The sequence below is a fragment of the Agarilytica rhodophyticola genome (assembly GCF_002157225.2).
Lineage (GTDB): Bacteria > Pseudomonadota > Gammaproteobacteria > Pseudomonadales > Cellvibrionaceae > Agarilytica > Agarilytica rhodophyticola.
The window spans coordinates 549,349-574,013 of record NZ_CP020038.1 but is presented as its reverse complement, the minus strand read 5'-3'; the positions used below and the strand labels follow the sequence as shown (position 1 = coordinate 574,013).

Sequence of the window (24,665 nt, the reverse complement as noted above, 5' to 3'; positions counted from 1 at the left end):
TTTTATTTTTACCTACTAGTTAAAACGTCACAATAAAGAAAAATAGCTAGCCTACATCTTTATGCTGTAATTGTGATAAGAATTGTGCCGACGGGACAGGCTTGCTAAATAGGAAACCTTGAGCTTGGTCGCAGCCTAAACCCTTAAGAAACTCCAACTGTAATTTTGACTCCACACCTTCGGCAATAACATTTAAATCAAGACTGTGAGCGAGCTGGATAATTGCCTTAACAATTTTTTCGTCGTTGGCGTCATGTCCAATATCTCTTACAAAACTTTGGTCAATCTTTAATGTATCCAATGGTAAGTTTTTAATATAAGAAAGAGATGAATACCCTGTACCAAAATCATCGATACTAATATGAATACCGGCTTTCCTTAAACAATAAAGTTCTTGGCTTACCTGACGACTATTCTGCATTAAAGAAGTTTCTGTCAATTCAAATTCTATATGCTTTGGGTCGATATTATTATGATCAAACATACTCAAAATGTTATAGGAAAAATTGGCTTCTACTAATTGTTTCGCTGAAATATTAACAGCAATTCTAAAATCTGAATTTTTTGCTGCAAGAAAACTTGACTCCGCAATTTTTCCAACTTGCATAAGTATTTCTTTACCAATGCTATTTATTAGCCCTGTTTCTTCAGCAACAGGGATAAACACACCTGGACTTACAAGATCATTATCAGGCTTGACCCAACGCGCTAAAGCTTCGGCACCAACGTAGAAACCGGTATTAATATCTACCTTCAATTGAAAGTACGGAATAATTCTATGATGATAGAGTGCAGCTCTCAATTCATTAGCAATAAGCAATTGTCTTGTAACATGCTCATGCATTTTATTTTGGAAGAATTTATAATTATTTCGGCCTGCTGCCTTTGCAGAATACATAGCTGTATCTGCAGCTTTAGTTAATAGGCCAGCATTTTCACCGTCAGTAGGAAAACGGGAGACACCTATACTACAGCCAATATAAGTATTGTTGTTAAACACCTTAAAACTGTGCTCAAACTCTGAGAGTATTTTTTCACATACACGGGCAACAAAATGATCCGACTCTACATGATGCAGTATAACTGCAAATTCATCTCCTCCTACACGAGAAACCAAATCAGCAGAACGTAACACACCTTTCAAACGCTCAGATGCCTGAACTAACAAAATATCTCCTGCATCGTGCCCCATACTATCGTTTATATCTTTAAAACGGTCTAAGTCAATAAACAATACATAAATGTTTTCTTGCTTACGTTTTGCAACCTCAATCGCTTTTTCCAGAAACTCCCAATACAATGTGCGATTTGCCAGGCCTGTCAGCTGATCATACTTGGCAATTTTAAGCAGCTCTTTTGCCATCTCCTTACGCTCGGTAATATCTTGGAAAACCAACATACCACCAACAACTTCATCATCGGAGTACACGGAAGATTGCGTAAACTCTACCGGAAACCTATAAGATTTTTGGCGCCAGAAATATGTATCATCACAATGGTTGCATTGTCCCTCTTTGAAAGTTTGTACAAAATCAGAGTTTTGCCAAACTTCATCACTTACCGTTGGGTTAATGATATCTTTTATATCAATACCTAAAATATTTTCTTTAGAAATAGTTAATAAAGTACAAGCCGCCGTATTCGCATATGTCACTTTGCTATTTAAGTCAAAGCCAATTACACCGTCGGCAATATAATTTAACATCAGTTCTTGGCTGCGTTCTTTTTTGCGTAAATCCGCAAGCATCTTATAGTCAATAGCTGTAGACAAGGTCATTCCTAATAGTATTTCAATTTTATTTTTTAAAGTCGGAGCGTCAATCGGTTTTGTTATAAAGTCTATTCTGCCAAGTTCATAATGCTTATTAACAGAAGATCTTGAAAAATTAGAAGGAGTTATGAAGAAAATAGGAATATGCTGAAAAGATGTATTGTTACGGATATTTTTGGCTCGTTCAAAACCATCCATATTTAACATCTCAACATCTATGAAAATAGCAAACAACTTCTCCAACGGCATTTCTTCCACCGCCTGCTGAGCATTTGTTACTTCATGAATATCTATAGGAAAATCATCAAGGATCTGATGAAAGTAATGCCGGTGTGTTCCACAGCTCTCGACAACCAAGCACCTACGAGACGCGGCATTAGCTCCAAACTCTGCCAGCACAAAAATACACCTTTTATTCTATACCTAAACTTAGAGCTTAGAACAAACTGATGAATCTTCCAGCAGAAATGAGATTATTGAATAGAAAGGAAAGGGTGTTATTCTAAAATATTAACAATAAGGGTATTGACAAGAAATACACTCACTATGTACCAGTAACATGACAATTAAAATAAGCTGACAAATAGTAAGTGTATTTGAACATGTGAAATATTAGCTGCTTACCGCTTCAAGGTAGGCATCAGTGGTACCTTTAATTTCTGGCCAAATTTCTTCAGAAGTTTCGATATTACCAGGAACATCTTCTAACCAAATGGACTGTACTTTCTTGTTAAGGTTAAGGTACAGCTTACCATCCACTACACGCCAAGCTTCTGGATCAGCACTAAACTTGCGGTTTTTGGTGACACCAAATGCACAAAACCCTCCATATTGAGGCGCATATTTGTCAGCATTCGCGCGGAACAAATCGCGATTCTTAGCAGAAGCAAAATGGTAGATAGCACCATCGTGCGCCGCTGTGTACTTAGCCTTACCCTTGGTTGCTTTCTTATCAGTAAAATAAGCTACTGGGTCATAGCCTTTAATTGCTAAATCATTGTCATCGGTATTGATTGCGGCATGGCCTGCAAACGCAGCACTGCCAATAGACGCCATTACCACCAAGCTAATCACACGGAATATTTTGGATATGTTCATCATCATGACTTCCTTAATAAATTTCAAATTAGATAAGTTATGGGTTTTCCGTCTAGAGCCTATTGATGGTGTAGATAAAAGTAAAAATAGGCCCTAATCAGTATGGTGGTTACTATATAGATCAGATAAATGTGAAAACGTCCAATCGTCCGATAGGCTAAACAAATCGTCCAGGAGTATAATGAAGGCTTTATAAAGAGAGCACTAATCTTATTCCTATGGATAATCTTTCAGGAGTACTCAATCATTTGTCGATTTCAGCGCGTGTTTTTTATACAGGCGCGATGTGTGGCATTTCAAATTTTAATGAGCCTCAAGTAGACCAAGGGCACATACACCTTGTCAAACAAGGACAGGTAAAAATCGAAAGTACGATTCATCCTACCATCGAGGTTAATGAGCCAACACTCATTTTTTGCCCAAAACCTTTTAGTCACCGTATTGTTAGCCAACCTGACAGCGATGCCGAATTGGTCTGCGCATCGGTAGAGATCGGCTCCAGCTCAAGTAACCCAATCGCAAATGCTTTACCCGACTTCGTGGTAGTTCCATTGACTTCATCAGAAATGCTCGAACATTCTGTAGCCTGGTTGTTTAAAGAAGCATTTCAAGAACAACAAGCCAGACAGCCAATGTTAGATAGACTGTCTGAGATCGTGATTATCCAATTGCTTCGTTACGTTCTTGAGAAGGAACAATCGCTGCAAGGTTTACTTAGAGGCTTAACTCACCCTCAAATCAGTAAATTGATACAAGCTTTACACCAACAGCCGGAGAAAAATTGGAACTTAGAAGAAATGGCGAGTATTGCTGCCATGTCCAGGTCAAAGTTTGCACAAATCTTTAAGGATACGTTAAATCAAACTCCAGCAGATTATTTGACTGACTGGCGCATTAGCATTGCGCAAACCTACCTTGATAAAGGTTATCCTGTTAACTGGGTAGCAAATAAAGTAGGTTATGAAAATAGCTCTGTATTAGCTCGTGTCTTTAAGAAAAAGACAGGAGTTTCTCCGTCTCAATGGCGACAACGAAAAACAGGTATGGAACCTGTAGATTAGGGCCTAAAAGCTGTTTCATAGCTTAGTGAAACAGCTTCTAATACTAGGCCTCACACTTTAACCTTGCTTAGGCACTACCTCTCCCAAACGGTACCAATTAAATTTACGCGTTATCACCATGACTGCTGTCAATATTGCGAATAACAAAATAGCTCCCATAACAAAGGCATAATCTTCTGACCTTAATATAAAAAACATCAAGGTATATATTAATAACAATGCAGAAGAAAGTGTTATTGCTCTTGTAGCACCACATAGTACATATGACGAATAAAAACCAATTAAACCTATGCATGCTAAAGCGCTGCCCCAGTAAGCCAGAGTAAAACTCATATGTTCACTGAATGCGACTAATAATAAATAGAATATTGAAAGAGATAAACCGACCATTAAATATTGTAATGGATGAATAAGAAGAGACTTAAACACCTCAAAAAGGAAGAATGCCGCAAAAGTAAGGAGTAAAAATAAAAGTGCATATTTCCCCGCTCGGTCTGAAAGGCTGTAAGCACTAATAGGTTCAATAAACTCAACTCCAAAATAGGTATTTAATAATTCTTCGCAATTTCCCCTCTCACAGGCCTGAATTATTTCATTAAGGTTACTTGAAAGAGAGTTAAGTGACCAAGAAACAGAAAAGCCATTATCACGAATTTCACGGGTATCAGGTAAAAACTTGCCATTAAATTTTGGATGAGGCCAAGCGGACACAAGGTTTACCGTATTGTTATCGCCAACAGGATAAAAACTCAATGCATTACTGCCCTTCAACTTTATAGAAAATTCATAATCAAGACTTGTTAAAACGTCTAGAGTAAGATCGACATGTAAACCCTGTTGCCCTGTGCGAATGGGCGTTCCGGCATTGAAAGGTAATTCTTTATCATTGTAGTGGAGAACAGGGATTTCGCTGACACCACGCAAGTCACTAATAAAGGTTACAAGGGAGGGCTGCCCAATTTTTACAAAGCCTTCTTCTTTTTTTATAGCGCCGATTGGTGTTAAGTCAAGATGGCCCTCGATATCTATTTGGGAAGTATATACTGGCGCACTGTAAATACCTCTATACCGCCGTTCAACACTCACATCACTGTTAATAAGGTTTTTTTCAGGCACTAATATTTTAGTATTCTGTCTTGTTCGTATACGTGTAACGTAAGCTTCAAGGTTCTTATCCCATACATTTTCCTTATACTGCGTTTCATAGGGAACCACCAAGATTGGTCCTGTGACTACCTGCCGATGGCTCCATGATTGCGCAATATTTTCTGCCGCTTGGGTGTGATAATACTGCCTCTCGCTCATGGCACTATCCACCCAGATTAAAGGTATTTGTAAAACAAGAATTAAACCTATAATCGTGGCAATTTTTAACCACAGTTGCCTTTGTTTGGTCATTGCTATCCCTCTAATATAAATAAAAGAGAACAGCTTAAAGCTAGTCCTTGAGTCAAGAATGAAGCGAGTATGATTTTTATGTGAAGTCTGTGTGAAGAGCAAACGTCTAACCGATCCAAGGAAGCAACTTCAATAACAATTCGACGCCAGAGTTAAAGAAATGGAACGCCAAAAAAACTAAAACTTTTCCAATAATGGTAAAGGATCGAACCAAAAATCGATAAATTCTACACAGAGGTATAACTAAAAGTTAAGGTTAGGATTTATATTTACTCTCCGAGTTACATCACTTAAATCATGCCAAAAACCTTCTATATACTTAGCTCTAGAGCCTGTATATAACCGCGACTTTTAGACTACATAATTATTTTTATCAACTTTAAAAAGGTTATTTTATGGGTAATCATAATAGTTTAATGTCTTTACTTAGATATTCGGGCTCTTCATCGGCTTCCTCTGCTTCAACTACTAGTTCAGGACGCCGAAGGAACTCAGCAGCGAGGAGGGCAGAACCAAGAGGGCCTGTGATGCCATCACAATCAGGGCTTAGTTTGGTCTCTGAAAATAGATTCCGCAGAAAAAATCTACAAAATGAACGATGTCCGATAGATCAAACTAACTTTACATTACAAGAAGCCCAAAATAAGAAAATACTTAAACTTGATTGTGGGCACCATATGCATCTTGAGTGTTATCAAGAATACGTATTACGCCAGGGAAATAGCTGCCCATTAGATCGAAGAGAATTGTCACATGCTGACAGAATAATGGCGCATCAAGGGAGACATTAGGTTATATTTTAAGAGCGTTCAAAACAAAAAGAGCACAAGACCAATAGATTGTCTTGTGCTGTGATAAAAGTATATCAAGGGCCTTACTAGGGTCTGTTAACACTAATTTAATAACTCCATTAGTGCTAACAGGCCCCTATGCAGCTTCGCTATCAGAGGCAATAGCAGGCTGCATTAATAGGTAGTCGTATGCGGCTAGAGCAGCTTTAGATCCCTCGCCCATTGCCACAACAATTTGTTTATAAGGTACGGTGGTAACATCACCGCAAGCATAAATACCCGTTTCACTGGTTTCGCCGCGATCGTTAATTACCACTTCACCATAAGGTGTAAGCTCCACCACATCTTTTAAGAATCCACTATTAGGAACTAAGCCTATTTGTACAAATACACCAGATAAATCTGCCGTCTTATTTTCACCAGTGGCACGATCCTGGTATTCTACCGCAGTCACTTTACCGTTTTCTGCTGTAATTTCTTGCGTGGCCACGTTCTTTAAAATAGTAATATTGTCACGAGCATAGGCTTGATCCACTAGTACTTTATCGGCTTTAAGCTCAGGTAAAAATTCAAATACCGTTACCGACTTAACAATGCCAGCCAAATCTAATGCTGCTTCAATACCAGAGTTACCTCCACCAACAACAGCAACATCTTTCCCTTTAAAGAAAGGCCCATCGCAATGGGGACAATAGGCAACACCATTACCAATATTTTCTTTTTCACCGGGGATACCAAGCTCTCTCCACTTCGCACCGGTAGCGATAATAATCGTCCTACTCTGGATTTTTTCCCCAGAAGAAAGATGTATGGTTTTTATCTCGCCTTTTTCAATCTTATCAACGCGTAAATGTTCCTTAATAGTGATGTCATATTCATTCATATGCTCTTGTAAAGAACCAGATAATTTTGGCCCAGTAGTTTGAGGTACTGAGATCAAATTTTCGATGCCCATAGTATCTTTCACTTGACCACCAATACGATCCGCAATCAAAGTAACATTTAAACCTTTACGCGCCGCATAAATAGAAGCTGAAACACCTGCAGGGCCACCACCAATTACTGTGACATCTTGCAATGGTAGTGCAGCACTCTTATTACTTGCATTACCGACCTGTGCTAACTTAGGCGAACGGGCCATAAGTTTCTCTAACAGCTGCGCCGTATCAATTTTGCCATTGGCAAAGAGCTCGCCGTTTAGATATACCGTAGGCACACCTTGTATATTGCGTTCTTCAATTAACTCAGGATATAAACCACCATCAATCATTTCCGCTGATATATTGTCATTTAGACTGGCAAATTGGTTGATGGACTGAACCACATCAGGACAGTTATGACAGCTTAAGCTTACAAAAACTTCAAAACGCAATTCTTCTTCAACACCAGTAATAATATTTCTAATACTGTCATCAAGTTTTACATCTGTGCCAGAAGTATGAAGAACGGCTAAGACCAATGAATTAAACTCATGACCTGCTGGAATGCCGGAAAAGATCATTCCTTGAGATTTCCCATCCACTTCAAGCATAAAGCTTATGGGACTGCGTAAGACTGCTGGAACATCCCGCTCTTCAACATGAATTCTGTCTGATACTGAAGCAAAGTCATTTAAAAATTTAACCAACTCAGCACGTTTTGCATGTTCGCCAGTTTGTAGAACTAAGGTTACGTCATTACTCATTTTTGCAGTATATGACTTCAGTGCGTCTAATAAATTTTTCGTTAACATAATACTGTCTCTTCTGTCTGGGCGGCGAAGTAAGTCAACTTCGCCGCGTGCTTAGCACCTTCCTTTAAATCTTGCCAACAAGATCTAAACTAGGAGTTAAAGTTTCTTCACCTTCTTCCCATGCTGCTGGGCAAACTTCGCCGTCGTGGTTTGCCACATATTGAGCAGCTTTCACTTTACGCAACATATCTTTTGCAGAGCGGCCAATACCTAAGTCGTGTATTTCTGCAACTTTGATAACACCTTCAGGGTTAACAAGGAAAGTACCGCGTAAAGCCACACCTTCTTCTTCAATCATTACATCGAAGCCACGTGTGATAGTGCCTGTTGGGTCACCGATCATTGGGTATTCGATTTTGCCAATAGCATCACTTGAGTCGTGCCACGCTTTGTGAACAAAGTGGGTGTCTGTAGAAACAGAGTAAACCTCAACACCTAGGTCTTGTAACTCTTTGTAATGCTTAGCCATATCTTCAAGTTCAGTAGGGCAAACAAAAGTGAAGTCAGCTGGGTAAAATAAGAAGATGGACCATTTACCTTTAACGTCTTCGCTAGTTACTGTAGTGAATTCACCGTTATGAAAAGCTTCAGCTTTGAACTCAGGGATAGATTGGTTGATTTTAGCCATGTCGTTACTTCCTCATTCGAGTATTAAAAGTTAGTTCGTTAAGTTGATGGAAGTAGAATAAGGGCTACCACTCATTTAATAAATTGAATAAAATATATAAAGCCAATCTATTTTTTAGAACAACCCCTTATGAGAACCTAGGTTATATGATCACACTTAAACAGCTCACTTACGCTCTGGCCGTGGATAAGACTAAGCACTTCAAGAAAGCAGCAGAAATGTGCTCTGTATCACAATCCGCATTGAGTACCGCGATTTCTGAGCTGGAAAGTCAGCTCGGTATTCAGATATTCGAGCGGGATACCAAAAGGGTATTGACCACCAAAGTTGGTGAAGACTTACTAGAGAAGGCGAGAGATATTAAAATACGAATGGATGATCTATACCAGCTCTCCAAACGCCAAACATCACCGCTAAACCATCCTTTATCCATTGGCGTTATTCCAACCATAGGCCCTTATTTATTGCCTAAAGTGTTGCCTGAAGTACGAAAACAATACCCGGATCTAGAACTCACTATCTTAGAAGAACAATCCCATGTCCTAGTCGAAATGGTTAAGAATGGCGACATTGATGCAGGTATTTTGGCTTTGCCTTATCCTCTGGATGGATTGCATGCCTTCGAATTTTGGCAAGAGGATTTTTTCATGGTTGCCCACAATACAGACAGCCATGCCCAGCAAGTAGAAATTACCAGCGATGAGATTCGCGAAACACGTTTGCTGTTACTCAAAGACGGCCACTGCTTAAAGGAACACGCAATGGCTGCATGTAAACTACAAGCAACTGAAGGTGGCAGCTATTCTATGTCTGGCGCAAGCCTATATACATTGATCCATATGGTTGCAGGCCGCATGGGTACAACACTCGTACCACAGATGGCGTTGGATCAACTGATCATTGAGGGGTCGGAATTAAAAGCAGTCCATCTAGATGAACCGGGGCCACACAGAACTATTGCTTTTATTACTCGTCTAAATTATGCAGGAGTTAAGGATATAGAATTACTCATGAATATATTTCGAGAGCAGCTAAAAAAATATTGTACGGAGCACTAAAAAAAATTTTCACTGCACATGCATTAAATAACGAGATGCGCCATTTAATCTACTGTAAACAACAAATAACATTATTGTTTTTGTGATTATTGGCGCAGTAAGTATCTCTTTTCGTTGCTTACGCACAATACACACAAATATACTGAGGATATATTGAATTTAATTAGTCAAAAGATAATACGCTCTACAATATAATCCTGTCACCTAAAATATCAAAATCTCACATAGAGAAAAAAAAGCGCTCATTAACTGAAAAATTTATCCATTTATATTCTAAAAACCTAAACATGCATATACAACTTCAAAAAGCATCACAAATCTAAATTGATTTAATAAGAAATAAAAAACAAATAAGCAAAAGTTAAAAATATTATCTTATCGCTTGGCTTACGAATACACCTACAAAAAAAATATCCTTTTGCTATAAAAAATCACATTCGATAGTATTTCCCTATATAGGAAAGTCTTTTCTATAAAACCACAACAAAAGATAAAATAGGTTTCTTATTTTTAGAAACAAACGATAAAAATAGGATGGTCTTTTTAATTACACAAAAGGCAAATCATCTGTCACCAAAAATAACAAATTATCATTTTTTTGTTTTATTAAAATTAAAAATAATAGCCAACTATAATATTACAGCTCACCGTAAAATTATTTCAGTTTTTTATTTTTTAAAAACAAGTAACTTTTTAAAAAAATTTTACAAGTATTAAAAGGATGCTAATGTATATTAAAGGAATTTTCCTAGCACAATTTTCTAACCAAAGGATCAAGCTACTTAGGTATTAAGAAAAAACAAAAACCCAGTAGCCGAAAAGCAAAATAAAGATATGTTGTAACATTTTTTATTAATTATTATTTAATAAAAAATTAAAACAAGAATTAAATTATTTTTTAATAATTTGAGGAGTCCAATAGCTTATACGTTTCAGCTAAGTCTATTTATTTAACCTATTAACTATTAGTAGGGCTCTAATAGACTATTCCTTTTCATGTCTTATCGATTATTAAAAATTAAATTCTAAATAATATTTCGGAGGTGGATAGTGAGAAACACTAATTACCGCGACAGTTCGCGTAATAGTTCTTTATTTAAAAAAAACAAATGCGCCAAAATTATTGGCTCATCATTACTCAGTATTGCAATATCTATAGCAGCTTCTTCAAGCTATGCAGTTTCAAACCATGAACATGCAGGTCATTCACATGGAACATCAAAGTACGGACGCAATATAGATAATCGACTTGCTATTTCATCACTAGTAACAGCTGTAGCACCCGAAAACGCACAGTTACAAAGTATCGAAACCATGCGTCAACAAATGCCCGGGATGTTAACAACTTTTAACAAATACGGCGCAACTAGCAGTATTGTTAATCCAACAGGAAATATTATGCCAGCACCGCAAGGCTTCGCTGGACAAAATCTTGAAACAGTTGCTAAGAATTTTATTACCGATCATGTACAGTTATTGGGATTAACCGATTCCGATGTCAACGGTATGGAATTAGTCAATACAGTTAAATCGATTAGTGGTGTCACTCACTATTACTATAGACAGGTATATAAAGGTATCCCTGTTTATAACGGGCAACTGCAAACACATGTTTCTTCGCAGGGAGCTATTAGTCATGTAACCAATGGCTTTATTCCCAAATTAGCAAATAGCGTTTATTCATTAACGCCCAAAATTAATGCTGGCCAAGCAGTCAATGCCGCGGCTCGGGCATTAAATGTAAGTGTAAAAGACCAAGCACTGTTAAGTGAGCAGGATTCGGATATACGTGCGACATCAATACTCAATCACGCACAACTTTCCTCCGAACCTATTAAGGCACAGCTCGTGTTGGTGCCTATGTCTCCGGGCAATACCGCTCTGGCTTGGAATTTCCAACTTAAAATGAATAATTCGTGGCCAGATATCACAGTTAACGCAGTTACAGGTGAGCTGATAACAAGCTTCGATCAAACAGAAGAGTCTGCTTTTAGAGTCTATCCTGAACCTGAAGAAAGTCCCATTCATACATCTCCCACACCACCTAATGATGCTCGAGTGTTGGTTTCCAACCCTGAAGACTCAACTGCTTCGCCTAACGGTTGGTTTGACGGTAACAGCCTAATTATGGATGGTAACAATGTTCACGCCTGCGCAGATACCGACGCAAATAACCGATGTGATACTCCACAGCCAAGCTGTTCCGCGGGCCAAGTTTGTGATTTCCCTATCGATTTGTCACGGGCACCATCAGCATCTGAAAATGCCGCGATTGCCAATTTATTTTATTGGAACAACATTATCCACGACATACAGTATCAATATGGTTTCGATGAAGTAGGTGGTAATTTCCAGGAAAATAACTTTGGTCGCGGAGGCTCTGGCTCAGACTCTGTAAATGCAGACGCCCAGGACGGCAGCGGTAATTGTAATGCAAACTTCTCTACACCTAGAGACGGCAGTAATCCGCGCATGCAAATGTTCACCTGTAATAGAGCAAACCCTTCTCGTGACGGTGATTTTGATAACTTGGTTATCGTCCACGAATATGGTCATGGTATCTCAACCCGACAAGTGGGTGGCCCAAGCAACAGTTCGTGCCTGAGAAACCAGCAACAAGGTGGCGAAGGTTGGAGTGACTTTTTGGGCTTAGTGTATACCGCCAAAGTAGGTGATCGTGGCGGCGACGCACGCGGCGTAGGTTCTTACTTATTTGGTTTAGCCACAGATGGCAGCATCAGACCTCAGCGTTATAGTACTAACCCCGCAATTAATTCTTACACCTATGAATCTGTTCGCAATGCAGTAGTTCCTCATGGTGTTGGTTCGGTATGGGCACAAGCCTTGTGGGAAGTATATTGGGCACTTGTTGATAAACATGGTTTTGAAGAAAACCTCTTAGACTTTGATATCAATGATGCCAATGAAGCAGGCAACAAGCGTATGATGTTTTATGTTAATGAGGGTTTGAAAAATACCTCATGTTCACCAACATTCATCGATGCTCGTGATGGAATTATCGCTGCGGCCAACAATAGTTTTGGAGGCAGTGATGTATGTACTATATGGAATGCTTTTGCCGACTTTGGTTTAGGTACCAATGCTTCAACTACTGGCTCTAACGGCAGTGCTAGAAACGGCTTTAATATTCCCGCGCAATGTACGGGTAATCCAACGCCAACACCAACACCTGGCCCAGGAGGTTGTACTGTTGAGGAAGGATTTGAAGCAGGCAGCGGTGGCTGGAGCAACTCAAGTGCCTCTAGCTGTTCAACAGGTGCTTTCGTTTCCGCCTCTCCTAGCCAACAAACTAGCAGTGGTGTAGTAACACAAGTAGGTTCTGCAAATAGCGGTTCCAACGCTTACTTTACAGCCACAAATACCTCCGTAGGAGTTAACGATGTCGACGGCGGAGTTTGTATTACTTCTTCACCCACTTATAGCGTTAACAGTGCTTCGACTTTATCTATGGCTTATTTCCACGGTCAACGAGATGCTGGTGATGACGCCAATGGTGACTTCTTCAGACTAGAAGTATCTACTGATGGTGGTAATACCTTCTCTACGCTGGCAAGTAATGGTGACTCGAGATCCACCGCCGCATGGACAAATGTTTCGGCTGCGATACCGGCAGGCTCTAATGTGGTTATCCGGGCACAATGTTCTGACGGCGCAGGCCCAGGAGATATTGTCGAATGTGGTCTTGATGACGTAAGAATCTGTCCTAATTAATTTATCGGCATTCATCCATTGTTTTAATAGCGGGCCTAGTGCCCGCTTTTTTTGAAAGTAAAAACGTGTGTATATAGCTTCTAACTAGTTAATTTCACTGATCTTAGTAAGTGTTAATGCATTAACAAGCCATAGATTATTACCACCTGGTGCATTTAGGAATTCTAAATCTAAAACACCATCCTTAACCTCGACAATAAAAGATCTAGTGGTATAAACACCTTTAGGAGTTGCTATATTTGAAAGCATGACCCTACCTTCAGCTTTAACGCCCTGACCGTCGCGAGCGTAATGTCCATCTCCCATAATCCATGTAACCTCCCAGACACCATTAGTCAGAAACTTTCTTAAGATGCCACCGGCAGTGCCAAATACAAAATCTCGCTCGGTGCTATCACCAACACCACGATCCCGATCCTGTAAACCACTTTGCCCCCAGACGATATTATTGGGCGATGTGGAAGCAGTAACCCGTTGATAACCTTGCTTTAAAGCAGAGGTAGCTTTACCAAAATCATATTTAAAAACTTCTGGGTTATTTGTGCCAGCAAAACCTTGCACCCCTGTCATAAGGGTAGTGGTTTCATTTGAGTCGTTTAAAGAAGATACGGCTAAACCCATACTAGGTGCGCGTCCAAGTTGAATATTAACTGAGCCAATAGTTAACCAGTTAACACCGTCTAGAGAGTAATAACCTGTTGCCTTGTTACCACTCTTACTGACCCGCACCCATTTAGGTGTTCCATTGCCACCAACAAGAGATTTAGACATACTTCTAGCACCGGTTGTATTTCTCCATTGCATACCTACCTGCCCATCTGTGCGAACATATACAAAAACATTTTTCGCTGTGTCGGAATTATTTTGCCGCAACATTACGCCAGATTTTCCCCACTGATGACCACTGTTAATAGATTCCACCTTAGCCCGTATATCGCCATTTCGTGAGCCAGTCTGATGACTATAATAATGGAAGGTATCAGCGTTATTCCAAATATCTCCACCACTGCTACGAATAAAAAATCCGCCATTAATTTCTGTTGTAGACCCCGCTCCTCCAATATTTCTCGCGGTACCAGAAAATGAAGGATTTCCTATTTTTATTTCTACATCAATAAAACGTATACCTCCTGCACTTCCAGTGCTCTTTGGACGAATGGAAACATTACTATTTGGAAAGTTATAACTACTGCCTATCTGTAAGGCTCCATCCCTAGTATCTTTAAAGTCTTCTTCATTCTTAGTGCCATTAAACGAACCTGGAGTAAAGTCTAATGTCGATGTGACTGCATTATTTTTGCGGTGAACCAAAACACCGCGAGCAAATCCTGCAGAATCAAAGTTAGCCCAGCGTTCTGCCATCTTAGGTGCATAGCTAATCCAAAAATCTTCTCCATTTACATTTACTCGAACACCCAAGTTACGGACAGAAGGCAGAGTATCTAGTTCAAACTCCCATATACGATAAGTACTATCAGTTTTTGCAATAGGAATATAACGATCATCTATAAATTTTGTTTGATAACGCATGGGCAAATTAATTGTAGAATAATCACCAATACGGCCTTGGCCATCGCTACCCATCATAAACAAGCCATCTCTACCTCCTCGCACCTCACCCGGATATATCACACCAGAAGCACCCTCAATAGAGTGAGCGTGCCCAAGACCTAGAGCGTGACCAAACTCATGAATCAAACCACCATCAAATGGGTTTTCTCCAGGCAGCCATATATTACCAGGCGATCCCAGGGCACCAAATTCACGCGAATGTTTAATACTAGGATAAGAATAAACAACGTGATCATAATCCTGTAAGTTAAATCCAGCATTACTTGCCATATTGCGCGCAGTACTGCGAAGTTTATGAACATCCATATAATCACCTGATACACCAGGAAAGGTTAGCTCTTGTGTATAAGTAGCTCTAATAGCGGTGATTTTTTTATAACTATGTTTTACCCAATACCGATTTAATGAGACATTCAAAGTATTCAAGCGATTTCGCCAAGTTTGATTATTTATAGTCATCGGTTTATCGGTAAACTCACCGCGAATATACAAAATATCCATATCATCCGCTTGAGCACAAACACTTATATTTAAAAATACTAGGACGACTAACATTAGTCTATGGTGAAGTATTTTATTAATGAAATGTTTTTTTAACTTTATTCTTATCATCTTAAACTGCCATTATTTAGATATTTGAACATAAAAAACAATTTGCTATCAAAAGAAGCAAGTAAGGCAATAAATATTCATACGAATTTCTTCGGGTAATCGTCATAAAAAAAATCGACGATAGACAAAACATATACAGAATAAATTATTGCGCCAACTTAAAACATAAATTAAACAAATTTAATTTATGTTAAATTTCGTGGCGAGAATAACACAACTGTTTATTTATTTTTTCTAAAAAATAATTGACGTGACAATAAAACTATTAACAATTAAAAATACATCTTGCCTTTACAGGAAAACGATAAACAAGATAAAACCAAATGATCTTCAAAGAGTAGGCAGTATAAATTATTTTTTTAACTTCAATTAATAATAACGATATTAGTAGACTTACACTAGGAAAATACAGTAATAATTGTTTTCAATACAGGACTGGAATACACAGCAGTTATGAAATAACTCCCAGTATTTTTTATTATTTTTTCAGAATTCACATTAGACATTCCAAGTAGATAGAAACCAGAATTATTCTTCTAGGTTTATATTACTACTAAAGTGGTTGCACTGTAACTCAGTATTATAGAATACATTGCTTGATATTTTTCTCGGCTTAACAACATCTAAAATACTATCAATTACGATACTTCTATCAGCATTTTGATTGACAAAGAAGAACAATCCAGAAGCAATGATCTGAAAGGCAATAGCCCCAATGATCATTCTCATATATTACTCTTTTAAATAGGGTGCTTTAATAACTATAAAATTAACATACCCATAGTAAATTATTTTTTTTTACAAAACATCTACCATAAGTATTCAATGTATTTTTTTGTGAATAAGTTTTTTAATTTACTCTATTACCATCAAGAATATCCTTATAACCGATAAAGGCGTTCCATCTATTTTAATTTAATTAAGGATGGCATACCTATGCACTCGTCACTTTTAAATTCTGTTATAGGAAAAACAGAATACCATCATCGATTTTTTAAAATTTACCCTGACATCTACAAAAACGATAATAAATCTCTAGAGGCTAGTAGCTACTGCCAATAACGATTGCCAGGAGAAAGAGATGAAAAAGATACTGCAAAAATTTAGTAAAATTTTGAAAAAAGACAGCGGTGGACAAAAAGATCCGCTGCCACACTGTAATTATCACAATAATTATTACGGTGACCAAGTATGCGTGCGTAAAAGTCTATAGGAGTATGCAAGCACAAAATCTATAGATGATAGAGTTCACAAATGAATTCTATCATCTATATAATCTCATGCCTTAGCCATAATTAATGCTAAGGAAGCATCCGCAGAAGTAATTGCGCCTTCGAGTAGACCGGCATCGTATTTCGCGCATTCGGTAACGGGAAAGCTAATATTGAGCTTCTTTAATTCGTCAAGGTAGGGGCTTAAGTGACACTCAGGATGACGAGAAGGTTCTGATATATCTTGTTTTGTAGCAACCCACCTGTCTTTAGCCCAGTCTTGCAAAAAATGCGACTTGGTTGCCAATGCTTTATCACCGAAAAGGGTTGCCAGCTGCCTAAGACACATAGCTTCTATGGTTTGAGCCGGATAGTTTTGACGAGTCGCCGCATTAACACCAATAAAACCAAATAAACCATAGCCTTGCTCGCCTTCGGCACTTGCATCGTGTATTTCTATCATGGGGCCAACACGACTAAACGCATGGCCAGCCAATCCCTCATCTCGCCAAAAAGGTCGATCATACTGGGCAACAAACTTTGCCTGTGCTGCCATCCAAGTAGGTGTTTGTATAAGAGATTTAAACAGTCCTTCAGACAAATAAGACTGTAATCCCGCTATATGATCTGTCGCTATTCTCGGTGGCACTGCTAATGCTAGATGCTCTGCCGTGAAGCTAGTATCTGCCGTTTGTATTTGCCAACGGCCATCATTTAGCTCGACATGTTCTACTGCATGAGAAAGACGGAGAGCTGCTGTGTCGACACGAGCTTGTAGAGCCTCAATTAGGCGATATACGCCTCCGCTCAGCCTAAAAGTTTGCATACCGGCCATATCAGAAAACCTTTGAAGGCTGTCACTATTCGCTTGGTACAAACCATCTCCTTGCTGGTATTGCTCAAAAAACTGCACTTCCAGTTCAGACAAAACATTAAGTAGATGACGTTGTTGCGGCCAAAACCAAGTAGGCCCCAAGTCCATAGCAAAGCCGCTATGATCATCGATTTTGCTATGAATTCGACCGCCAAGGCGAGATTTTGCCTCTAGCAATATATAACTTTTATTGCTTTGTTGAAGGCGATAAGCCAAGTAAAGCCCACTTAGACCTCCACCAACGATAACAACATCTACATCTTTCACATCAATACTTCTCTTATCTGACCTATGGTTAAATTTGCCTACCCACTGTAAAGCTTACTTATAAAGCTTCGCCATAAAGATTATCTATCACTAGATAGATAAAATAATATACAAAATAAAATCTAATGTCAATCACGAGAGGAACAAGCCCTAATAAGCATGTATCATCCGCTTTCTTTAGGCCCTAATACATTTGGTAATAAACTATGAAGGTAAAATCACAGCTACTTAAAAAAGTAGCGTTATTTATTTCGTTTATTTTTCTCCTACCTTGCAAAGATACTCTAGCACAAGAATATAATCACGATAGTAAAGCAGGGATGATCGCTAACACCTCACTGGAAGCCATGGGCGGGCGCAAAAACTATAATGACGTTCGCTATATATCCTGGTTGTTCTTTGGCCGCAGATTTCATGTTTGGGACAAGCATACTGGAGATATTCGTATTGAGTATGGAGAAGGCAAAAACAATCTTCTACTCATGAATATACATAACAAAAAAGGGCGCGTTTGGGAGAATGGAAAAGAGGTCAAAGATAAGGCGCTACTGGCCGAAAAAATGAAATGGGGTTATGAAGTTTGGATTAACGATTCTTATTGGGTAGTCATGCCCTATAAGCTTCACGACCCAGGTGTTAATCTAACCTATTCACGAGAAGATAAAAGCAGCGATGGCCGCCCAGTGGATGTATTGACCATGACCTTTAACGAAGTCGGCGTCACACCGGAAAATAAATATGAGGTATTTATAGATAAAGAAAGCCACTTTATTACAGAGTTTTCATATTATCCAAAAGTAGAAGATAAGGAACCCAAATTTCTATTGCCATGGAAAAACTGGCGGCCCTACGGAAAAATTATGCTATCAGATAACCGGGGCGAAAACGGTATGGCCCCGCTAAATACTTTTGCTACATTGCCTACAGAAATATTTAATCAATACTCACCAGCGAAAGATACTAAAGGAAAATACATTGCAGGCTCAATGCTGAGATAAAACCAATATATACAGTATAAACAGGGAAGTTCATCTATTTTAGAAAATCTTGCAAAAAATCACACAATAATTCTAACTAGATTTAACTTTTAAAATATCAATAAAGTTTTCTATGGGGCGATAGTTTAGTATTTTTACTGCTTTTTCTATACTATAAACTCTATCGATAGAAGTAGGCAGAGGCCAACCATTTCTTTTAAACATCTCTTGTGCATTTGGAAAATAATTTTTAATTACAGCCCAAGGGTCATGCAAGAGTCTCTGACAATCCTTTTTAACAAAGGGAGTTTGCCCAGAGATATTAAAAATATGAAAACCTTCAAGTTTACATTGCATTGCCAATGCATGAGCACAAGCAACATCTTGCGCAGCAACGCCTCGGTATAAGCGATAAAATACTTGCAGGTGATCCGCCTCCGGAAAACATCGTGACATTCTCAAAACAATAACATCAAGACCGGCAAGAGATACATCGAAACATGCTTTTTCGGCTGCCAGTTTCGTTTCATCATAAATGTCTTCCACCGAAGGTGTAAGCTGCTCATCAACCCAAACAGCGCTATTCTTAGTACGTTGAGTACAACCATATACCGATGTAGTACTGGTATAAATAAAGCGTTTGATTTTATATTTGAGAGACTTTTCAAGTAATAGTTGTGTAGACTCTACATTTACCTGCCAAAACTTTTCATCACCTACCTCTCCTACATGAGGCGCATGAAAGGCTGCACAGTGAAAAACCACATCGACATTGGCAACCAGGTTATCAAGTAAAATACTATCCGAAATATCTCCTACATGAGTAGTAAATTCTCCGGGCACAATATCTAGACCCAGCACTTCGTACTGGTTAGCTAAGTGAGTTGCAATAACAGATCCAATATTGCCTGAACTACCTGTAATTAGCACTCTCATATTAATACCCATTACGCTCAAGTAATATGAATTTTAAATGCTGTTACACTGAAGATTAAAATAAAAACATTTATGATAACGAGTGAAAAAGTGTGATTTAATCTGGGCACAGCTCTATTAAAATATCTGAAGTTACGTGTCTCAGAAAACAAATCACTCCTACTCTGAATCTTCAGCAGGAGGCATAATATTCTCAATTGTTTCTGTTTCTACTACCGGATCAATTTCATCCACAACAGGACTCGATGAGGCTTTATCACCACTTCCGTCAATGGCTTTCGTAGTAAGCTTATCCCCAGTGGTGGTTCCATCATCTGCTATGTTTGGCTGTTGAGTATCTTCGTTCTCACTAACCAATACCTTCCCTTCCGGTGTTTCTTCAACAGCGGCTTTTAAGCCAATATGGTAGGCAGCAAAACCTGGAAACATGACTTGATTCAATGCCATGCCAATTACGCGCCCCTCAAATGGACTAACAATTTGCGATCGCACATTAGTAATAGGATCAGTTACCGTACCCAGTAGGTCCCCTTGTTTAACACGCGCGCCAAGGGAAACTTCACTAAATAGAATGCCTCCCTCGCGAGCTCTCACCCAAGTAGATTTGTAATAGACGGGTTCGGCACTGCGCTCCCAAAAGCGACGACGTTTGATCATACCCAAACTATCCATCGCACTCTCGATACTTTTTACACCGTGCTCTACTGCGTCTTTCTGCAATTCATGTGGAGCACCAGCTTCCAGTGTTACCGAGGGGATGCCCTGTTCCACAGCAGCCCGACGCAAACTGCCAATGGCACCTTCACTTTGCACCACCACAATTGCACCCATTTTTTCAGCTAAGCTTGCGACATTGGGATAATTTAAATCGGCACGTAATTGCGGCAAGTTAGTTCTGCGAAATGAACCTGTATGTAGGTCAATTAACATATCACAATGGGTGATAACTTCGGAGAAAAATGAATAAGCAATGCGCGCAGCCGAACTCTCTTCTGGGTTACCTGGGAAGAAGCGATTCAAGTCGCGACGATCGGGTAGGTAGCGGGACGAGCGCCTAAAGCCTTGTAAGTTCACTATCGGAACACCGATCACAGCACCAGAAAGTTCTTTCGGATCAATGTCATATAGAACTCGCCTTACCACTTCGATACCATTTAACTCATCACCGTGAACAGCGGCCGTGAGACAAAGTGTCGGACCTGGCTTTACACCATTAAGCACTAATACCGCGGTAGGCGCAGAAATACCGATAAACGAAACGCTCGGCGACCAACCCAAACGAGTAGAAGTGCCTGGAAGTACTTCACTATTAAGTAGCAACAGGGGCTTTTGTTGCTCTTTTTCTTCTTTACCTGAAATCTCTTGCGCAAGTTTGCTTAGTAATCCTGCTTTTTTATCTTCTGCTGTATCTGAGTCTGCGATAGCTTTTTCATCAACCGCATTATTGCTTTTATCTTTATCCGCGGTAGCGCCGCTAGCAGATGAGGTGCCAGGCTCATCTGTCACGGTTGGGCTGTCTGTAGCTGGGCTATCGACTATTTGGCTATCAGCAGCCGTATTATTAGGATCAGCAATCGTCCCTTTCTCTGGCTCACTTTGTTTGCCATCGCTAGCCTTTGCTGTCTCTTTTGTCTCGCTCTCCTTTACCTTAGCCGCTTCTTCTGCTGAGACTTTCTGTGCTGGTGGATCCTCAGGAGAATCTACCTGCTCAATCACTTTTTCACTGTCAACTTTAGGCTGGTTTACTCGCAGAGGCTCTTCAACCACCTCCTTCAAATCGATGTTTTCTGCAGGCTCCATCACTTCAGCGCTCTCCTCAGCTGGAGTGCCTGTCTCATCTATTTTGCCTGTCTTATCTATTTTGATTCCTTTTTGGGTAGGTGTCTTATCTATTCCTTCTGTTTGAGTGCCTGTCTCGATAGGCTCGCTAACTTTAAGTGGCTCCTCAACAACCTCTTTAAGATCAATATTTTCCGCCTGCTTAGGAGCTTTAACAGGTGGATTATCCTGACCTACCACCTGTTGCTCAGGGTCAACAGATGATAGTTTTAGTTTCACTAAACCGTTATCCGCTTGTTCTGTATTCTCCTCACTAATGTTTGCGGAGGGAAAATCATCACGCACCTGCGTTTTTTCTTCCGCTATTGGCTCAACTGCCACATCAGCAGACGCATCTGTTATCCCATTATCTGCTGCAATAGTTTGCGTCAAAGCCAAAAGAACAACACTAAAAAGGGCAGGATATCGCTCAAGCATATTGTCTAACCAATGAAACCTTATCTAATTACCACAATTGGCGATCATTATAGGAGTTTGAATGTATGAAAAACACCGACTAAAGGGCTTTACAGCCCTGTTTATCCCTACCAAGTTCCCGTATTCTCCATTGACACCCAAGGTTCCTGGGGTGGCAGGCTATCGCCCTTTTGTAAAAGCTCGATAGAAATCCCATCGGGAGAACGAACAAAGGCCATATGGCCATCCCTCGGGGGCCTGTTAATGGTAACGCCTGAGTCCATCAGCTTTTGGCACAAAGTATAGATATCATCTACACGATAGGCTAAATGACCAAAGTTTCGCCCGCCAGTATATTCTTCAGAATCCCAATTATAAGTAAGCTCAAGTAGAGGAGCTTTGTGTTCTTTCGCCCGTTCAACATCTTGCTGTGCCGCCAAAAAAACTAGGGTAAAACGACCACCTTCACTGTCTTTACGGCTCACTTCCACAAGACCAAGCTTATTACAAAAAAAGTCTAAAGAAGCGTCGAGATCGTGCACTCTTAGCATGGTATGAAGATATTCCAAAGTCATCACTCCAAATAATTAATAGTTAAATGATACTATCCAGAAGCGGATAAAAGTCTGATTACGCGCTGGCCTGCAATTACGATCAAAATACCACCGAGAATCATTAAAGAAGCAAAAACAAAGGAGTAAGATAGTGATTCCTTGGCAAAAAGCAAACCGCCAGCAGTAGCAATAACAGGAACAAGTAACTGCAGCACTGCCGCTTGTAATGCTGATAGGCCTGTCAATGCGGCATACCAGATTGAATACCCAATACCCGAAGCAACAGCACCTGACATCACGGCCAAAAATAAACCTTCAGAAGTAATTTTTGCATCAAACAAAGTAATACCAAATAAAATTGCCGCCAGCGGTAAAGTGCGCAAAAAGTTGTAGTAGGTATCGGCTACTGGCGATAAAGAACCACGGCCTTTGAGGGTGTATACGCCCCACGCACAACCAGCTAATGTCATTAATACAAAACCAGTAAGCGACGGCTTACTTATTTCTGGCGCGACCAGATAAACAAAACCACAAAAAGCTACAAACACACCCAATAACTCAGAATAATGAAGAGATTTGCCACTAACGACACTAACTGCAATCATGGTAATTTGCACGGCAGCAAATAAAATGAGTGCCCCTGTTCCCGTATCCAAAAAAACATAGGCGAATGAAAAAGCTGCGGCATAGATAAATAACATCAGAGACGCAAGCCAACTGCCATGCTGTATTTTTTCTGATGTTTGCTCAAGCTTATCTTTTTTACGAGTAAACTGAAAAATAAGCAGTAAAGTTGTAATGCCTGAGATAAGTCTGACGCTGGTAAAGCTGCCTGGATCAATAGCCCCGTCAAGCAGAGCTAAGCGGCAGAGTACAGAATTGGCAGCAAATGCCGTTAATGCAAGTGCTGTAAAAAAAATAATTTTTATTGGTTGAGTATCGCTCACTTAAACCTAAACCCTATTGGTATGTCTGTATCATCAAAAACGCCATTGTAGAGCCACTTGTGATTGTTGGTAGTCATTATTTATCGGTAGGGAAAAATATCGTCGAGCATAGTTATTTTCTTTGAAGCGGTGATGCTCAACAACCATATGTATTGCCTGATTAAATACATAGCTTGCCGCAAATGTCCATGAACGTCCATCCTGGTTATTATTATCCATAAACGTTATGTCTAGATCTTCGACTTCAAAGTCATCATAACGCAGAGTAAATTGGAAACCACGCCACTGTTTCCTAAGCCCCACGTACCAGGCTTGGTAGTCAGCACGCACAGCAATATTGGTGTCCTCTCCCATATTGGTCTTGCCTTTAAGCCACTGACTTAGCAAGGTTGTTTCATTATTTAATGGCAGCCACACACTTACATGGTGGAATTTAGTGTGCCAAGCATACTGGCCCTGACGAATAGCTTTTGGATCAGCTCGATTATCGTAGTAATAAAGTTTCACCTTTAAACCTCGCTTCTTCGCCGCCCAAAGCGATAAGGCATATCCAGGCCGATCATCGACTTCCACGAACGGATCAAAATCTTCTGACTGGCTGCTAAAGCCTTCATCGACACCAATAACAGGGAGCTCGGCAAAAGAAATTTTTTCACCGAGGCGCACTTGGCGATCATGTATTCCCCACCCCCGCCATGCAAGTAATGCCGTTGTTGGATCGTTTCCACCATAAACAGAAATACTGCCACCAAGATCCCAATCGCTACGATGTGCTCGCCCTAAACGTGTCACAGACACTTCGCTACCAAGAATTCTCAGTTCTTCGCCGAGCCATGTATTAATTGCGGAATTACTTAATATTCCAGAAGAAGTCCAGCCAGGTTTAGTATTTTCCAAAGAAATAGCAGGATAAAACGCTCCAACTTTAGCATTAAATCGATAGCCGTTTAGAGGCACTGGACGGTAATCAATAAAAAGTTCATTGACTCCAACATTATCACCACCATCTTCGTAAGCCGATACAAAACCCTGCACGCTTAAGGCATCGGCAAATTGCCATCTAGCTTCAACAATTGCTTGCCCAAGTAATAAATGCTCTGATGATTCATCGATACGAGCGGCATCCAAGCCACCAGCTAACCAAGAGTTTTGCGCACCGGAAATATCAGTAGCACGTAAATCCAGTAACACATTAGACCGCCACTGGGAAT

Annotated in this window: 18 protein-coding genes; 6 read left to right on the top strand and 12 right to left on the bottom strand. The window is 39.8% G+C overall.

All coding sequences use genetic code 11. The annotated features are described in order from the left end of the window. Positions 1-46 precede the first annotated feature (46 nt). A complete protein-coding gene (locus BVC89_RS02430; RefSeq protein WP_086929683.1) occupies positions 47-2,170 on the bottom strand; it encodes a two-component system response regulator in 2,124 nt (707 codons plus the stop codon). 213 nt (positions 2,171-2,383) lie between these two features. Continuing rightward, complete coding sequence (locus tag BVC89_RS02425) at positions 2,384-2,875, bottom strand: YHS domain-containing (seleno)protein (protein WP_245929293.1); 492 nt, start codon at positions 2,873-2,875, stop codon at positions 2,384-2,386. A gap of 212 nt (positions 2,876-3,087) precedes the next feature. On the opposite strand from BVC89_RS02425, the gene BVC89_RS02420 reads away from it, so the two are divergent. After that, positions 3,088-3,930, top strand: a complete 843-nt coding sequence (locus BVC89_RS02420) for an AraC family transcriptional regulator (protein WP_086929681.1) — start codon at positions 3,088-3,090, stop codon at positions 3,928-3,930. Between the two features lie 57 nt (positions 3,931-3,987). Here BVC89_RS02420 and creD read toward each other — a convergent pair whose 3' ends face one another. Beyond that, positions 3,988-5,328 (bottom strand): cell envelope integrity protein CreD, encoded by a 1,341-nt coding sequence (gene creD / locus BVC89_RS02415; protein WP_086929680.1) that lies wholly within the window; start codon positions 5,326-5,328, stop codon positions 3,988-3,990. Between the two features lie 395 nt (positions 5,329-5,723). Here creD and BVC89_RS30675 point away from each other — a divergent pair, with 395 nt between their 5' ends. After that, positions 5,724-6,119 carry an RING finger domain-containing protein gene (locus BVC89_RS30675; protein ID WP_425428353.1) on the top strand — a complete coding sequence of 132 codons (396 nt, stop codon included), beginning with the start codon at positions 5,724-5,726 and terminating at the stop codon, positions 6,117-6,119. Between the two features lie 136 nt (positions 6,120-6,255). Here the strand turns inward: BVC89_RS30675 and ahpF are convergent, their stop codons facing one another. Together ahpF and ahpC are read right to left on the bottom strand one after the other, a co-directional pair. Next, on the bottom strand, positions 6,256-7,851 hold the full coding sequence (ahpF, locus tag BVC89_RS02405; RefSeq protein WP_086929678.1) for an alkyl hydroperoxide reductase subunit F: 1,596 nt from the start codon (positions 7,849-7,851) through the stop codon (positions 6,256-6,258). 64 nt (positions 7,852-7,915) lie between these two features. Then, positions 7,916-8,479, bottom strand: coding sequence for an alkyl hydroperoxide reductase subunit C (gene ahpC / locus BVC89_RS02400; RefSeq protein WP_086929677.1), 564 nt, complete (start codon positions 8,477-8,479; stop codon positions 7,916-7,918). 146 nt (positions 8,480-8,625) lie between these two features. Here ahpC and BVC89_RS02395 point away from each other — a divergent pair, with 146 nt between their 5' ends. Continuing rightward, positions 8,626-9,537, top strand: a complete 912-nt coding sequence (locus BVC89_RS02395) for a hydrogen peroxide-inducible genes activator (RefSeq protein ID WP_086934471.1) — start codon at positions 8,626-8,628, stop codon at positions 9,535-9,537. Positions 9,538-10,587: 1,050 nt separating this feature from the next. After that, the gene (locus tag BVC89_RS02385) at positions 10,588-13,269 is read left to right on the top strand and encodes an extracellular metalloproteinase (protein ID WP_216825074.1); all 2,682 of its coding nucleotides are present in this window, start codon (positions 10,588-10,590) and stop codon (positions 13,267-13,269) included. Between the two features lie 84 nt (positions 13,270-13,353). On the opposite strand, the gene BVC89_RS02380 is transcribed toward BVC89_RS02385, so the two are convergent. After that, positions 13,354-15,342 carry a DUF1349 domain-containing protein gene (locus BVC89_RS02380; protein WP_086929675.1) on the bottom strand — a complete coding sequence of 663 codons (1,989 nt, stop codon included), beginning with the start codon at positions 15,340-15,342 and terminating at the stop codon, positions 13,354-13,356. Positions 15,343-16,534: 1,192 nt separating this feature from the next. Here BVC89_RS02380 and BVC89_RS30485 point away from each other — a divergent pair. Continuing rightward, positions 16,535-16,666 carry a hypothetical protein gene (locus BVC89_RS30485; protein ID WP_281260980.1) on the top strand — a complete coding sequence of 44 codons (132 nt, stop codon included), beginning with the start codon at positions 16,535-16,537 and terminating at the stop codon, positions 16,664-16,666. Between the two features lie 65 nt (positions 16,667-16,731). Here the strand turns inward: BVC89_RS30485 and BVC89_RS02370 are convergent, their stop codons facing one another. Further along, on the bottom strand, positions 16,732-17,805 hold the full coding sequence (locus BVC89_RS02370) for a flavin monoamine oxidase family protein (protein WP_086929673.1): 1,074 nt from the start codon (positions 17,803-17,805) through the stop codon (positions 16,732-16,734). Positions 17,806-18,011: 206 nt separating this feature from the next. Between BVC89_RS02370 and BVC89_RS02365 the strand changes: the two genes are divergently transcribed. Further along, a complete protein-coding gene (locus tag BVC89_RS02365) occupies positions 18,012-18,803 on the top strand; it encodes a hypothetical protein (RefSeq protein ID WP_086929672.1) in 792 nt (263 codons plus the stop codon). 72 nt (positions 18,804-18,875) lie between these two features. On the opposite strand, the gene BVC89_RS02360 is transcribed toward BVC89_RS02365, so the two are convergent. The 5 genes from BVC89_RS02360 to BVC89_RS02340 form a co-directional block, all read right to left on the bottom strand. Then, positions 18,876-19,718: an NAD-dependent epimerase/dehydratase family protein gene (locus BVC89_RS02360; protein ID WP_158657753.1), complete on the bottom strand. Its 843-nt coding sequence runs from the start codon at positions 19,716-19,718 to the stop codon at positions 18,876-18,878. A gap of 159 nt (positions 19,719-19,877) precedes the next feature. Continuing rightward, on the bottom strand, positions 19,878-21,974 hold the full coding sequence (locus tag BVC89_RS02355) for a M14 family metallopeptidase (RefSeq protein ID WP_245929292.1): 2,097 nt from the start codon (positions 21,972-21,974) through the stop codon (positions 19,878-19,880). A gap of 107 nt (positions 21,975-22,081) precedes the next feature. Further along, a complete protein-coding gene (locus tag BVC89_RS02350; RefSeq protein WP_086934468.1) occupies positions 22,082-22,522 on the bottom strand; it encodes a VOC family protein in 441 nt (146 codons plus the stop codon). Positions 22,523-22,557: 35 nt separating this feature from the next. Continuing rightward, positions 22,558-23,454 (bottom strand): DMT family transporter, encoded by an 897-nt coding sequence (locus tag BVC89_RS02345; protein ID WP_216825073.1) that lies wholly within the window; start codon positions 23,452-23,454, stop codon positions 22,558-22,560. Positions 23,455-23,487: 33 nt separating this feature from the next. Then, on the bottom strand, positions 23,488-24,645 hold the full coding sequence (locus tag BVC89_RS02340) for a hypothetical protein (RefSeq protein ID WP_086929670.1): 1,158 nt from the start codon (positions 24,643-24,645) through the stop codon (positions 23,488-23,490). Positions 24,646-24,665 lie beyond the last annotated feature (20 nt).

Excerpts from the sequence above, each read along its gene's own strand:
- BVC89_RS30675 (WP_425428353.1), top strand. The coding sequence starts at position 5,724 with ATGGGTAATCATAATAGTTTAATGTCTTTACTTAGATATTCGGGCTCT.
- BVC89_RS02395 (WP_086934471.1), top strand. The coding sequence starts at position 8,626 with ATGATCACACTTAAACAGCTCACTTACGCTCTGGCCGTGGATAAGACT.
- BVC89_RS30485 (WP_281260980.1), top strand. The coding sequence starts at position 16,535 with ATGAAAAAGATACTGCAAAAATTTAGTAAAATTTTGAAAAAAGACAGC.
- ahpF (WP_086929678.1), bottom strand. The coding sequence starts at position 7,851 with ATGTTAACGAAAAATTTATTAGACGCACTGAAGTCATATACTGCAAAA.
- BVC89_RS02360 (WP_158657753.1), bottom strand. The coding sequence starts at position 19,718 with ATGAGAGTGCTAATTACAGGTAGTTCAGGCAATATTGGATCTGTTATT.
- BVC89_RS02380 (WP_086929675.1), bottom strand. The coding sequence starts at position 15,342 with ATGGATATTTTGTATATTCGCGGTGAGTTTACCGATAAACCGATGACT.
- ahpC (WP_086929677.1), bottom strand. The coding sequence starts at position 8,479 with ATGGCTAAAATCAACCAATCTATCCCTGAGTTCAAAGCTGAAGCTTTT.
- BVC89_RS02420 (WP_086929681.1), top strand. The coding sequence starts at position 3,088 with ATGGATAATCTTTCAGGAGTACTCAATCATTTGTCGATTTCAGCGCGT.
- BVC89_RS02355 (WP_245929292.1), bottom strand. The coding sequence starts at position 21,974 with ATGCTTGAGCGATATCCTGCCCTTTTTAGTGTTGTTCTTTTGGCTTTG.
- BVC89_RS02365 (WP_086929672.1), top strand. The coding sequence starts at position 18,012 with ATGAAGGTAAAATCACAGCTACTTAAAAAAGTAGCGTTATTTATTTCG.
- creD (WP_086929680.1), bottom strand. The coding sequence starts at position 5,328 with ATGACCAAACAAAGGCAACTGTGGTTAAAAATTGCCACGATTATAGGT.
- BVC89_RS02425 (WP_245929293.1), bottom strand. The coding sequence starts at position 2,875 with ATGATGATGAACATATCCAAAATATTCCGTGTGATTAGCTTGGTGGTA.